12 protein-coding genes are annotated in these 14,646 nt (G+C 32.4%); 8 read left to right on the top strand and 4 right to left on the bottom strand.

Annotated features, from left to right (window positions below):
* Positions 1–30: 30 nt before the first annotated feature.
* The gene (locus AJ887_RS02505) at positions 31–2,400 is read right to left on the bottom strand and encodes a ribonucleoside-diphosphate reductase subunit alpha (RefSeq protein WP_002860869.1); all 2,370 of its coding nucleotides are present in this window, start codon (positions 2,398–2,400) and stop codon (positions 31–33) included.
* Between the two features lie 15 nt (positions 2,401–2,415).
* Positions 2,416–3,744, bottom strand: coding sequence for an adenylosuccinate lyase (gene purB, locus AJ887_RS02510; protein ID WP_044778562.1), 1,329 nt, complete (start codon positions 3,742–3,744; stop codon positions 2,416–2,418).
* Between the two features lie 77 nt (positions 3,745–3,821).
* Here purB and AJ887_RS02515 point away from each other — a divergent pair, with 77 nt between their 5' ends.
* From AJ887_RS02515 to dsbI, 6 genes are all read left to right on the top strand, one after another.
* A complete protein-coding gene (locus AJ887_RS02515) occupies positions 3,822–4,724 on the top strand; it encodes an RluA family pseudouridine synthase (protein WP_044778563.1) in 903 nt (300 codons plus the stop codon).
* A 111-nt stretch (positions 4,725–4,835) separates the two neighbouring features.
* The gene (locus AJ887_RS02520) at positions 4,836–5,708 is read left to right on the top strand and encodes a fumarylacetoacetate hydrolase family protein (RefSeq protein ID WP_002860866.1); all 873 of its coding nucleotides are present in this window, start codon (positions 4,836–4,838) and stop codon (positions 5,706–5,708) included.
* Positions 5,709–5,795: 87 nt separating this feature from the next.
* The gene (locus tag AJ887_RS02525; protein ID WP_044778565.1) at positions 5,796–6,710 is read left to right on the top strand and encodes a cytochrome-c peroxidase; all 915 of its coding nucleotides are present in this window, start codon (positions 5,796–5,798) and stop codon (positions 6,708–6,710) included.
* The gene (locus AJ887_RS02530) at positions 6,700–8,478 is read left to right on the top strand and encodes a methyl-accepting chemotaxis protein (protein ID WP_002860864.1); all 1,779 of its coding nucleotides are present in this window, start codon (positions 6,700–6,702) and stop codon (positions 8,476–8,478) included. Before AJ887_RS02525 ends, AJ887_RS02530 begins: the two co-directional genes overlap by 11 nt.
* Before the next feature lie 106 nt (positions 8,479–8,584).
* Positions 8,585–8,752 (top strand): disulfide bond formation protein Dba, encoded by a 168-nt coding sequence (dba, locus tag AJ887_RS02535; RefSeq protein WP_002779270.1) that lies wholly within the window; start codon positions 8,585–8,587, stop codon positions 8,750–8,752.
* Between the two features lie 11 nt (positions 8,753–8,763).
* On the top strand, positions 8,764–10,290 hold the full coding sequence (dsbI, locus tag AJ887_RS02540; RefSeq protein ID WP_002860863.1) for a disulfide bond formation protein DsbI: 1,527 nt from the start codon (positions 8,764–8,766) through the stop codon (positions 10,288–10,290).
* A gap of 20 nt (positions 10,291–10,310) precedes the next feature.
* Here dsbI and queC read toward each other — a convergent pair whose 3' ends face one another.
* A complete protein-coding gene (gene queC, locus AJ887_RS02545; RefSeq protein WP_070240277.1) occupies positions 10,311–10,985 on the bottom strand; it encodes a 7-cyano-7-deazaguanine synthase QueC in 675 nt (224 codons plus the stop codon).
* Between the two features lie 76 nt (positions 10,986–11,061).
* On the opposite strand from queC, the gene AJ887_RS02550 reads away from it, so the two are divergent.
* Positions 11,062–12,288, top strand: coding sequence for an HD domain-containing protein (locus AJ887_RS02550; protein ID WP_044779735.1), 1,227 nt, complete (start codon positions 11,062–11,064; stop codon positions 12,286–12,288).
* Positions 12,289–12,379: 91 nt separating this feature from the next.
* Complete coding sequence (locus AJ887_RS02555) at positions 12,380–12,904, top strand: YagU family protein (protein ID WP_002860860.1); 525 nt, start codon at positions 12,380–12,382, stop codon at positions 12,902–12,904.
* A gap of 11 nt (positions 12,905–12,915) precedes the next feature.
* Here the strand turns inward: AJ887_RS02555 and ilvD are convergent, their stop codons facing one another.
* Positions 12,916–14,592, bottom strand: a complete 1,677-nt coding sequence (gene ilvD, locus AJ887_RS02560; protein ID WP_052949447.1) for a dihydroxy-acid dehydratase — start codon at positions 14,590–14,592, stop codon at positions 12,916–12,918.
* Positions 14,593–14,646: the final 54 nt, after the last annotated feature.

The raw sequence follows: 14,646 nt of genomic DNA on the forward strand, positions 1-14,646 counted from the left end.
AACCCAATGCTTTTCATTGGGTTTTAGTATTTATTGGCAACCTTCACATTCTATGCTACGATCTGCAACATTGACTTTTTCACTATCAGGGCTTTCACTTCTTAAATAATAAGTAGATTTTACTCCAAGCTCCCAAGCGAGTTGATAAATTTCATTTAAATATCCCCCACTTGCTTTATCGAGCGACAAAAAGATATTTAAACTCTGCCCTTGATCGATCCACTTACCACGCACAGCAGCAGCCTTTACAAGAATTTTTTGATCAAGTTCGTAGGCTGGAGTATAGTATTGCCAAGTATCAAGACTTAAATTTGGCACAACAACAGGTATCATACCACTTAAATTTTGTTCAAACCACTTTCTTTTATAAACAGGTTCTATAGTCTGCGTAGTGCCTACCAAGATAGAAATAGAAGAAGTAGGTGCAATGGCCATCAAATAACCATTTCTCATACCATCTTTTTTAACTTTTTCTCTAAGTTTAACCCAATCGCATTCACTTTGATCAAATAAACCTTCTCTTAAAGTTAAAGCTTTAGCCTTAGGACTTGCTACATCAATAGGAAAAATCCCCTTGCTCCAGTTTGATCCTTCAAAATCTTCATAAGAACCTTTTTCAAGAGCTAAATTTGAACTCGCATTAATAGCCTCAAAGCTAATTTGCTCCATAATTTCATCGATTTTATTTAAATGTTCATCACTTCCCCAATGAATCTTAGCCTCAGCAAGCATTTGTGCCTCACCCATGACTCCAAGGCCTATGGCGCGAGATTTTAAATTTGTATCTTTTACTTTTCTATGAGGATAAAAATTTAAATCAATTACATTATCAAGCATACGAATAGCCGTTGGCACAACACGCTCTATATCTTCTTTGGTATATACTTTGCTAAGATTTATACTTGCTAGATTACAAACGGCTGTTTTTCCATCATTTTTATATTTTTCTACTATATAAACTTTATTACCATCAATACTATCTAAAGTTGAGATTTTTTTAGCTGGTTTTTCATATCCCCCATCGATTACGACCTTTTGTTCTTCATCAAAATGAAGCTCATCTCCATTTTCAAAAACTACTTTAATTTGATAATAATTTGGCTCGGTATTTTGAAAAATTTCAGTACATAAATTTGAACTTCTAATAATTCCTACATGAGCATTTGGATTTGCTCTATTAGCACTATCTTTAAAACATAAAAATGGCAAGCCTGTTTCAAAATAATTTAGCAAAATTTTCTTCCAAAGCTCTTTAGCTTCTACGATTTCTTTGGTAATGCTTTCATCTTTTTCATATTCTTCATAGCGTTTTTCAAAAGCCTCGCCATATAAATCACACAAATCCGCTGTATCTGCAGGATCAAAAAGAGTCCATTTATCATTAGCTCTTACTCTCTTCATAAAAAGATCATTGATCCATAAAGCAGGGAAAAGTTCATGAGCACGGCGTCTTTCTTCACCTGAATTTTTACGCAAATCAATAAAATCACTTATATCCATGTGCCAAGGTTCTATATAAACGGCTATAGCTCCTTTTCTGGTTCCTAGTTGATCTACTGCCACGGCAATATCATTAGTAATTTTCAAGAAAGGTATAATCCCTCCTGCAGCGTTTTTATGTCCATCTATGCTTCCACCCATAGCACGCACTTTAGACCAATCCCAACCTATACCGCCACCAAATTTGGAAAGCAAAGCCATTTCTTGGTAAGAATCAAAAATACCTTCAATATTATCAGGAGTTGAACCTATATAACAAGAACTAAGCTGATGGCGCGTTGTTCTTGCATTAGATAAAGTCGGAGTTGCAAGCATGAGTTCAAATTTAGAAATTAAATCATAAAATTTCTTCGCCCATTCTTGAGGATTAAATTCATTCTGCGCTAAAAACATCGCAATGGCCATAAACATTTGTTGAGGAAGTTCTATAGGCATACCTTTACTATCTTTAATCAAATATCTATCATATAAAGTTTTAATACCAAGATAAGTAAATTGCATATCGCGTTCAGGTTTAATATAAGCATTTAAATCATCTAAATCGTATTTTTCTTTAAGACCAAGTAAAATTCTTCCTTCTTTTTCGCCCTTTTCAAAATACTCACGCAAATGATTATAGCGATTCATACCATTAACTTTTTTATATAAATCAAATAAAAAAAGTCTAGCTGCAACAAAGGTCCAATTTGGACAATCAATATCTATTTTATCTACTGCAGTTTTAATTAAAGTTTTTTGAATTTCTTCAGTTGAAATTCCATCACGAAATTGAATCTTTGCATCGAGTTCAAGTTCGCTTAAATTCACACCTTCTAAATCTTTTACAGCATCAGAGGTGCATTTTTTGATCTTAGAAATATCCAATTCTTCTGTGCGACCATTTCTTTTAATAACTTTCATTGCCTTCCTTGCTTTTTATTTAAATGTTCTTTTAAAAATTGCATCAACATTTTTTGTATAGTAGTTATAATCGAAACATTTTCTTACATCCTCTTCGCTCAAACTTTTTCTTAAATCCTCATCCTCTAAAAGTGCCAACAAAAACAAACTTTCATTTTTTTCATTGATAGCAGCCTTGCCATTTTGCAAATCCGCCCAAACTTTCATAGCATTTCTTTGAACTATTTTATAAGCTTCTTCACGACTAATGCCTTTAAATGGAAGCTCTAAAAGCACCCTCCCTGAAAATACAAGCCCGCCTGTAAGATTTAAATTTTTCATCATATTTTCAGGATAAACCAAAAGCTTATCAATCATATTTGTAAGACGCATAAGCATAAAATCAGCCGTGATAAAAGCATCAGGCAAAATAAATCTTTCGACACTAGAATGAGATATATCTCTTTCATGCCAAAGTGCAACATTTTCTAAAGCTGGAGTTACAAAAGATCTAAGCACACGACAAAGCCCTGTGATATTTTCACTTAAAACGGGATTTCTTTTATGTGGCATAGCTGAACTTCCCTTTTGTCCTACACTAAAATACTCTTCAGCCTCATAAACTTCAGTTCTTTGAAAATGTCTTATGGCTACAGCGATTTGCTCACAACTTGAAGCTAAAATCGCAATAGCAGAAATAACTTGAGCGTAACGATCTCTTTGAATCACCTGATTTGAAACAGGAGCAGCTTTAAGACCTAAATTTTTACAAACTTCTTCTTCAAATTCCAGAGGTGCATGAGCAAAATTTCCCATTGCACCGCTGATTTTTCCATAGCTTATCACTTCTTTTGCATGTTCTAAAAGCTCTTTTGCATGCAAAATTTCATCATACCAAATAGCTAACACCAAACCAAAAGTGATAGGCTCTCCATGAATTCCATGACTTCTTCCTACCATTAAGGTGTTTTTATGCTCCAAAGCACGCTTTTTGATCACTTCTAAAAGCAAAGAAACATCTTCTAAAATAAGCTCCAAACTCTCTTTTATCTGTAAAGCAACAGCTGTATCTATACAATCAGAACTTGTCATTGCATAATGCACAAAACGACTCTCTTCTCCCAAACTTTCACTTACACTTGTAAGAAAAGCGATAACATCGTGTTTTGTGGTTTTTTCTATTTCGTCTATTCTTGCAATATCAAATTTTGCATTTTTAAGAATTTTTTCGCAGTCTGTGTCATTAATGAGACCGAGTTTATTCCAAGCTTTTACAGCAGCTAATTCTACTTTTAACCACGCATCATATTTTGCTTGCATGTCCCATTTTTTAGCCATGATTTCTCTGCTATATCTTTCAACCATCTTTGAAACCTTTTTAGCTATAATTTTATATTTTAAAAAACGGAAATTATATCAAATTATCCTAAGAAAGTTATTAAATGGCCTACATAAAAATAAAACTCTCAAACAATGGAAAAAAGGCGTTTCAAGTCCTTATGGAAAATTTAAAAATTAGCATAAATGAAGCACAAAAACTCATAGACAAAAAAAGACTTTTTTGTGATGGAATTTTAGTAGAAGAAAAGAATAAAATTTTAAATGGTTTAGTAGAGCTTATAGTCTATGAAAACAACCCCAAAGGAGTAGAAATTGTCTTTGAAAATGAAGACTTTGCCATACTTGAAAAAGAAAGTGGGATCTTAAGCCATCCAAATGGTAGACATTGCAAATACAGTCTTAGTGATGAAATTTGGCATCTTTGGGGAAAAGAAGCTTGCGTAGCACACAGGCTCGATAAAGAAACGAGCGGACTTATACTTATAGCTAAAAATAAAAAAGCACAAATTGATCTTAAAAGCTTGTTTGAAAAAAAACTAGTTCAAAAAGAATACCTTGCTCTAGCTCATGGAAAAATAGAAGAAAATTTTATAGTTGATAAAGCTATAAATTTAACTAAAAACTACGATGATATAAAAACAAGAATGCAAATTTGCAAAGAAGGAAAACAAGCTATCACTGAATTTGAAATTTTAGAATACTTTCCTAAAATCAACGCTACTCTTTTACTTTGCAAACCCTTAACAGGCAGGCAACACCAAATAAGAGTGCATTTGCACTATAAAAACCATACCATTTTAGGAGATCCGCTTTATGGGCTTAGCAAAGAACAAATCGAAAGCATTTTAGATGAAAAATTAAATCCTAAAGAACGCTTAAAACTTACAGGTGCCTTGCGTTTGTGTTTGCATTCTTATCGTTTGAAATTTCAATATAAAAATCAAAATTTTGATATCAACTCAAAAATAAACATAAAAGAAATTTTCAACAATTCCATAAAATAAAATGATGTTTCACTACGCTACAATCAATCACTTTTTTACCAAATTTTAAAACAAAAAAATAATTCTTGCTAAAACTTTAAGTATAATTAAATAAAAAAGCGAGATTTTTTAATGAAATTTGTTAATTTTATACAGGATCAAAAACCCAATCTAGGAGTACTAAATTCTAGTGGAAAAATTGTAAGTTTTGCTGATCTTGGCATTGAAACTAACGATATGAATGAATTTATTATCTATTTTGATAAATTTAAACACAAGCTTACAGACTTGGATTCTAAAATAGCCTATGAAATTCCAAAAGAAGATTATCTAGCCCCTATTATAGAACCTCGTCAAGATATTATATGTCTTGGGATTAATTTTTTAGATCATGCCAAAGAATCTGCCAAATTTAAGGGTGAAAAATTTGAAGAAAGAGAATATCCTGTATATTTTGGAAAACGCTGCAATCAAGCTACGCCACCTTTTGGTGATATACCTTTACATGCAGATGTAACTTCTCAGCTTGATTATGAATGTGAGCTTGCATTTATTTTAAGTAAAGATGCTTATAAAATCAAAGCTAAAGATGCAAAAAATTATATCTTTGGCTATACTATTATCAATGAAATTTCAGCTCGCGAACTTCAAAAACGCCACAAACAATTCTACCGAGCAAAAAGTCTTGAAGGTAGCACTATAATGGGACCTTATATCACAAGCGTAGATGAAATTTCTTATCCTCCTAAACTCCAACTTCAAAGCTATGTCAATGATGAACTACGCCAAAACTCTAACACCCAATTGTTTATTTTTGATATTGCTTATGTCTTAGAAGAACTTAGCGCGGGCATGCTTTTAAAAGCTGGAAGTATTATATCTATGGGAACTCCTAGTGGAGTGGGCATGGGGTTAAATCCACCTACTTTTTTAAAATCAGGAGATAAAGTACGTTGTGTCATAGAAAATTTAGGAGAACTTTGCAATAAAATAAAAAAACTTTAAATAAAAAATATCAATATATTAAACAATTTACCAAAATTAAAGTATAATGACATTCTGAGAAATTTAAACTTAAGGTAGAAATTTATTATGAAAAAAATAATAATAATTTTATGTTTATCTTATGCAAATATAGTCTTTGCAGTAGATATGATAACCCCTATTCCAAATTCCATCCCTTATGATAAAGAAAAAGCTAAGCTTGGAAAAAGTCTTTATATGGATAAAAGCTTATCCAAAGATGGAAAAGTTTCATGTAATACCTGCCATAGGCTTGATCAACACGGCGTTGATGGACTTGAATTTTCAATAGGAGTTGATAATCAACTTGATAAACCTTTTAACACTCCTACAACCTTTAATTCTGTGTTTAATTTTGTGCAATTTTGGAATGGCAGAGCCAAAGATTTAGCAGAACAAGCAAAAGTGCCTTTTTTTAATCCAAAAGAAATGGGACTAAGTCCTGAACTTCTTTTACAAAAAGTTAATTCTAATGAAGATTATGTAAAAACTTTTAAAAAACTTTATGGAGAAGTTACGGTAGAAAACATAGCTCTTGCAGTTGCAGAATTTGAAAAAACCTTAATCACTCCAAATTCTCCTTTTGATCGCTATCTTAGCGGAGATCAAAATGCTATTTCAGCTCAAGCTAAAAAAGGTTATGAAGATTTTAAAGCTAATGGCTGCATTTCTTGTCATCAAGGTCAAAATATAGGTGGAAATATGTTTCAAAAAATCGGTATTTTTGAAGAATACCCAAATCAAGAAGATTTAGGACGCTATGAAATCACAAAAAGAGAAGCTGATAAAATGATATTTAAGGTTCCTAGTTTAAGAAATATAGCCAAAACCGCGCCTTATTTTCATGATGGTTCTATACCTACTTTAGATGCTTGTGTTCAGTTTATGGCTTACTATCAACTAGGAAAATTTTTAGATCAAAAAACAGTTGATAATATAGTTGCATTCCTAGAAAGCTTGACAGGAGAATATCATGACAAATAAAAAAAGTTCATTTTTGATAAAATTTATTATTTTATCTACGCTAGTTTTAGCTTTTATTCTTGTTTTGCTAGGTATTATTTTTAACAACTACTCCTCATCTAAAGATAATAAAGACTTAATAAACATAGTTCAACAGCTACAAATTTCAGATGAAAAAATCAATTCCGTTTTTCAAAATAGTTTTAATTTTATTAACTATGATCCAAGTGTTCAAGCAATAAAAAAAATGCAAGAAAACTTTAAAAAACTTAAAACTTTTGGGATTGATATAAGCAAAGCGGAAGAAATTTTTAATGCCAAACTAATCCAGCTTAATTATTTCAAATCCGCAAATTCCATAGCGGTAAATTCAAAACTTTATTTGTTTGAATTAGCTAAAAATTATTTTGAAGAATTAGAACAAAACCATGAAACAAATAAAAACAACTATAGAACAATGAGTTCTATGTTAAGCGTTCTTTCAACTGAAAGTATTTTGCAAAAAACAACACTCAATCAACTCAACAGCCTTATGAAAGAAATCAAAAACGATACAAAAAGTGAAAATTTACAACTTTTTCTAAAACACTATAAAATGATTGTAAAACAGATTTCTATTATGCAAGATAATTCTTCTATTTATGAGAATAATTCTCTTATGAAAGAGTTAAAACAACTTAACGCTTTCACTCAAAATGCTGTAGAACAATCTAATTTATTTAAATTTTATATCGCTTTAACAGTATTTGGAATCACTCTTGTATTATTTGTATTTTTTATTTTATTAACACTAAAAAAAGTCATCATGCCAATTCATACTTTAGAAAAACTAAGCGCTAATTTAGCTAGTAAAGAAGCCAATCTACACTCTCGTTTAAATATAGATCCAAAAAGTGAACTTGGACAAAGTGCTCAATATATTAATTCATTTATATCCACCGTTCAAAACTCAATCATAGAAGCCATAGAAAATGCTAAATCAAGTCATCAAAATTCACAAAAGCTCAAAAACAACTCTATGATGCTTGAAAACAGTTCTAATTCACAACATGAACAAATTCAAGGCGTTAAAGAAATCACCTATGTCTTAGATGATCATATCAATCTTGCGGGAAATTTAGCACAAGAAAGCATAGAAAATATGCAAGATATGCACATACTGATGGATAAGGTAGAACTTACTCTATCTGAACTTGTAAATTTAATAAATGAAAATAATGAAAAAGAGCAAAATATAGTAGCCAATATGGATAATCTAACTCAAAGTGCAGATAATATTATAGAAATTACGAGTTCTATTAGAGATATAGCCGATCAAACCAATCTACTTGCCTTGAATGCAGCTATTGAAGCTGCAAGAGCGGGCGAACATGGACGGGGTTTTGCAGTTGTTGCTGATGAAGTAGGTCAACTTGCCGATAAAACAAGTAAATCTCTTTTAAATATAAATGCTACTGTTAATGCTATAGTCCAACAAATCAATGACAACAAAGCCTTGATGGATCTTATCCATGATTCTATGAAAGAAACCTCTTTAAAAACCAATGATTTACAACAAGAACTTGTAAATTCTATGCATAAACTAGAAAGCTCTATAGAATCAACCCAAACCATGAAAGATAAAAGCATGGAAGTAAAAGATAAAATGCTTATCCTAGGAACAAGCATAGACAAGGTTAATGAACTTGCAAATTCTGTTAAAGATTTATCATCCGAAATCAATAATATCTCTCAAAATGTTCTAAATGGTGCGTCTAAACTCTCTGAAAAATTAAGTAGCTTTCAGTAACTTTTTTCGTGTTAATTTAAATTAACACGAAATTTTAATAAAAAATTTATCTTTAATTTATGTTTTTAAAGTAAAATTAACGGTTTTTATTTCATAAGGAGATACTATGGAGTTTCTTGAACTTTTATTAGTTTTAATCGCCTTGATACTGATTATCAAAAAACCAGAAAAAGAAAATTTGGCTTTTGGTTTAGTAATGGTAGCTTGGCTTTTAATGGTTTTTTTCTATGTTGGCCACAAAACAGGCGCACTATTAACAATAATGAATCTGTAAGGGAGGGCTAAATGAACGAAATCAATAAAACAAAAAATTTCTACACACTAATGTGTTTAGCAGGCTTTTTGATCATACTCTTACCTGTAGGTATTGCAAATTTTGTATTTGGTTATATGTTGGGTGATAGTCCCTGCACACTTTGCTGGGGACAAAGAGAAGCAATGATCTTTATCGGCGTGATGGCGCTTTTCATTGTTCGTTATGGTATGAAAGGTAAATACCTTGCTGCTCTTTTAATCATGACAGCAGTAGGCCTTTATCAATCTTTTGCTCACTATGGCAATCACGCTCATAGAGATTTAGATCAAGGTTTTGGTTTAGCAGTTTTTGGTATCCATACTTATTTTTGGGCTGAAGTGGTATTTTGGGCTGTTGTATTGCTTTTAGGTGTGATTTTTGCTTTTGCTCCTAAATTTAATGCTTTTGAAGCAGAATTAAATGGAGAAAAATTTAGAAAATATACGAAATTTTCTCTCGCAGCTGTAGTTATCAGTGCGATTGTAGTAGCTTCAAATGTTTTCCAAGCTTTTGTAAGCACAGGAATTCCTCCTTATGTGGGACAAGGCGATCCTGTAAGATTTAGCTTAAATCCAAAATACATCATTTGGAGTAAAGAAGGTTGGAATGGTTTATGGCAAAATATTTCTTTCTTAGGAAAGCGCGATGTTAAAGCTCCTGATTATGCTTTTGCACCTGCAAGTGAAAAACTTGGCATAAAATTTGATAATGATATCAACAATGCTCCATTTGCAAAAATCAATGATGAGCTTAAAATCACAAATGAACAAACTATAAATTTTGACAAAGCCATCAATACTCTTGATTATATCAACAATGAATTTGTAGCAAGCTCTAAATGGGATGTGGCTTTCTTAGATAATAATTTTAGCGTTAAAGAAGGTTTTGAGCTTGATCCTTATTTTTCAGCTACTATCGATCCAATTATTGGCATCATACCTTATATGAACGATAAATTCATTCTTATGGGCTCAAACAAATCTTTCTTAAGATTTGCAAAAAATCCTAATGCAAGTGAAGAAGATATCGCTAAACAATACGCTGATTTTGTAAAAGGTAATGATAAATTTAAAGGCCAAGGCGAAGGTTTAGGTCGTGGAAGACTTGATACTGTAAGAGCAAAATTTAACCATGTAGCAAGCATGACTACAGATGGAAATTATCTTTATCTTGCAACTGTTCCAAACAACAAAGACGCTAAAACTTTTGTAATCTCTAAAATTTCTTTAAAAGATCGTGTTCTTTCAGGAGAATTTACTCCAAAAGCAAATCTTAAAGAAGGTAAAACTTTGGGCGATCTTTATGTAACTTCTATGACTTTTAAAGATGGAGAAATTTATGCACTAAGCAAAAATCACAATGTGATTGCCGTAATTGATCCAGTTAAGGAAGAAGTAGTAAAAACTATCGCTTTCCCAAGCTCTATCACTAATGCTAGAAGCATTTTCTTTAAAGATGGAAAAATCAACATTCTTTCTTATCAAGATGGAGCAAACAAGCTTTATACTCTAAACTAAGCTTTAAGTCCTAGTGAAAACTAGGACTTATATTTGATCTTATCTTTAAACCCTGCTTTTTCAAAACCTCTTAAACGAAGCAAACAACTATCGCACTCCCCACATGCTTCATCTTCACTCTCATAACAAGACCAAGTAAGTTCTAAAGGTACATTTTCTTTTAAGGCTAGTTCTACAATTTTAGCTTTGTTCAGTCTAACAAGCGGAGTTTTTATACAAACTTTGAAATTCTTACTCGTACCTTCATTGATAAATTCTTGTGCCTTTTGTATAAACTCATCAGTACAGTCAGGATAACCACTGCCATCTTCTTCTACCACCCCTATAAAAATACTCTCACAATTTTCCTTTTCAGCCAAAGATCCTGCTATGCTTAAGAAAATTCCATTGCGAAAAGGCACATAGGTGATAGGTGGGGTATCGCTTATGCAAAGCTCATTTTTAGGAATGTCTATACTTTTATCGGTTAAGGCATTACCCCCTATATCTTTGATAAAACTCACATCTAAAATATAAGATTTTTCTACTTTTAAAGCCTTGCAAATTTGCTTAAAACATTCTCTTTCTTTCTCTTGAGTGCATTGTTCATAATCAAAATGCAAAGCGATGATTTCATAACCTTCTTTTTTGGCTAGATAAGCACACAAAGTACTATCCATACCGCCACTTATGATACAAAGTGCTTTTTTACTCATTTTTATCCTTAAATTTGCTATAATTTCGCAATTTTAACGAAAATTTTTAAATTTAAATTGCAAAAAAGGCAAAAGCATGATAAACATAAAACTCATAGAACACATTTTTAAAGCCGCTTCTATCAGTCGTTGGAATGATTATCCAAGAATGGCAAATTTGGTTGAGCTTGACAAACAAGCTCATAAATTCATCATCGCATATTTTATCGCTAAAATGGAAAAAGATGTGGATATGAGAGTGATTATAGAAGGGGGAATTTTTGAGTTTTTAAGTCGTGTGGTAGTAACCGATATACGCCCTGATGTGTATCATGAAATCGTGCGTCAAAAAAAAGCTGAAGTTAATGCTTGGGTTTTAAGCAAAATCGAACCTATGATAGAAGATATAGAAGAAGGAGAGTTTTTAAAGCGTTTTGAAGCGTATTTAAACGGCAATGCTTACGCTAAAGAAAGGCTTATCTTAAAAGCAGCTTCGTATTTTGCTACAAGATGGGAATTTAACATAGTTTATCAAACCTCAGCTTTTTTAAATGATATTGATGAGATAAAAAATAAAGTTGAAGAAGAATTAGAAGATTACTATGAGCTTATAGGAGCTAGAAAAATCGCTTTAAATCAAAAAATTGCAAAAATTATTGATCTTAGCGGAAGACTTCGCTTTCAAAAGCGTTGGGCTCAAACTCCACGCATACCAGAAACTGCGGTTTTAGGACATATGCTTGTGGTGGCGATTTTAGGATATTTTTACTCACTAAAAATCAAATCTTGTGATAAAAGACTTGAGAATAATTTTTATTGTGCTTTGTTTCATGATTTGCCAGAGTCTTTAACGCGTGATATTATAAGCCCTGTAAAATATGGCATTGATGGGCTTCATGATATTATAAATGATTATGAAATGAAACTTATTAATGAAAGAATTTTACCCTTCGTTCCTGAGGGTTTAAGGGCTGAGTTTTCTTATATTTTAGGCATTAGAGAAGGTAGAAATGATGAGTCAAATTTTGTAAAAAATGAGTTTGAAAATCGCACTTATAAAAATGCTAAAATAGAACTTTGTAGCGGAAGTTTAAGCTCTTTTAATGAAAATGAATTTGGTGCTATAGATGGTAAGGCGCTTAAATACTGTGATAAAATCGCTGCTTTTATAGAAGCAGGACTTAGTATAAGCTATGGTGTAAAGTCTAAAGAACTTGAAAGTGGTTTTTTAGGAATGCATGAGTTTTTTAAAGAAAATCCTACTATAGATGGGGTAAATTTTTTTGAAATTTGTGAAAGTTTAAGAGAGTATTTTAAAATTTAAATAAGATTTTTATGCTCCTATTTTCAATATATTTTAAACAAAAATATTATAAATTCAAATTTTATTTTGTATAAAATATAAAGGAGTTATTATGAAAAAATACTTTCAAAAGCGCTATACTTTAGCCTTTTTTATAGGTATATTAGCGGGTATTTTCGGAGCTATTGTTAAATGGGGTTGGGAAGTACCTTTTCCTCCAAGAAATCCCAATGTTTTTTGGCCAGCAGATGCTTTAGAACGTGTTACTCCACCTAAAATTTTTCTAGAACAACTAGGCTTACCTACTGATTGGACTTATATGTTTTCAGGTATGCAAATGCCTTTATCAATTTTTATAGTGCATGTTGGTTTTTCTATTGTTTTTGGAGTGGCTTATTGTATGATAGCGGAAAAATGGCACCGTATTACTATGTGGCAAGGTGCAGTTTTTGGATTTTTTGTTTATCTTTTTGCCCATGTTATTGTAATGCCTTTAATTGCAGAAGTTCCACCACTTTCTGAAATTCCTTTTGATGAACACCTGTCTGAAATTTTTGGACATATTGTTTGGCTGTGGGGCATGGAAATAGTTCGTAGAGATATAAGAAATCGTATAACTAAAGAAATAGAAGAATGAAAGGTTTCCTTTCATTCCATATCCAAAACCGCACCTTTACTAGCATTGCTAACAAGTTTTTGATACATTCTAAGCCATCTTGAAGGCACTTCTTTTTGAGGTAATACAAATTCTTTTTTGCGTTTAGCGATTTCTTCTTCGCTTAAATTTGCATGGATGGTATAAGCATCTACATCAATTTCTATTTCATCTCCATCTTTTAAAAGTCCTATAAGACCACCTTCAGCTGCTTCAGGGGAAATATGACCCACGCTTAAACCCCTTGTAGCCCCGCTAAAACGACCATCGGTGATTAAAGCTACATCAGCGCCCAAACCCATACCCATTAAAAGTGAAGTAGGACTTAACATTTCTTGCATACCAGGGCCACCTTTTGGACCTTCATAGCGTATCACACAAACATTTCCTTTTTGCACCTTGCCTTTGATAATGCCTTTTATAGCTTCATCTTGAGAGTTAAAACAAACAGCTTTGCCTTTAAATTTTCTTTTTCCAACTATTCCTGCGGTTTTTATAACACAACCTTGCTCAGCTAAATTTCCAAACAAAATAGCAAGTCCACCTACTTTTGAGTAAGCATTATCTACTCTACGAATGATATTTTCATCTTTGATTTTGGCATTTTTTAAGCGTTCTTTGAGACTTTCTCCTGTGATAGTCAGTGCATCAAGTTCTAAAATATGTCCTTGTCTGCTTGAAATTTCAGCCATAACTGCACTCACACCTCCTGCTTTGTGGATATCATCCATATAAACACTATTTAGCGATGGGGCTATTTTTGCTATGTGTGCAACTTTGCTTGAGATGAAATTTAAATCTTTAATATCTAGTGCTACCCCTGCTTCACGTGAAATGGCAAGCATGTGTAAAACAGTATTGCTACTTCCACCCATTGCCATATCTACTACCATAGCATTACGCACGGCTTTTTGAGTGATGATATTGCGAATTTTAAAACGCTCATCTAAGGCGATTTCACAAATACGACGCGCTGCTTTTCTTAAAAGCTCTTCTCTTTCTTTGCTTAAAGCTAAAATGGTTCCATTACCTTCTAGTGCTATACCCATAGCTTCGCATAAGGTATTCATGGAATTTGCCGTAAACATTCCCGAGCAAGATCCACCACTTGGACAGGCTGAACATTCTATGTCTTTAAATTCTTCTTCGCTAATTTTTTTGGCTTCATAAGCCCCTACAGCTTCAAAAACAGAGCTAAGACTGATCTTTTCTCCTTTTTTGGTTACTCCTGAAGCCATAGGCCCACCACTTACAAAAATGGTTGGAACATTAACCCTTAAAGCTCCCATTAACATACCAGGAGTGATTTTATCGCAGTTTGGGATACAGATTAAAGCATCAAGTTGATGAGCATTCATCACTGTTTCAATGGAATTTGCGATAATTTCACGACTTGGTAAAGAATAAAGCATACCTTCATGCCCCATAGCTATACCATCATCTACACCTATGGTATTAAACTCAAAAGGCACACAACCATTTTTGCGTATCTCATCTTTAATGATTTTAGCATAATCATTTAAAAAATAATGCCCTGGGATTATGTCTATATAGCTATTTGCTACACCTATAAAAGGTTTGTCAAAATCTTCATCTTTCAAACCACAAGCACGAAGTAAAGAACGATTAGGTGCTTTTAAATGTCCTTTTTTTATCGCATCGCTTCTCATTGTAACTCCTGATAATAATTTTTTAAAATTATATTTAGCAAAGCTTAATTTTTG

The organism is Campylobacter sp. BCW_6466, assembly GCF_001762835.1.
Taxonomy (GTDB): domain Bacteria; phylum Campylobacterota; class Campylobacteria; order Campylobacterales; family Campylobacteraceae; genus Campylobacter_D; species Campylobacter_D jejuni.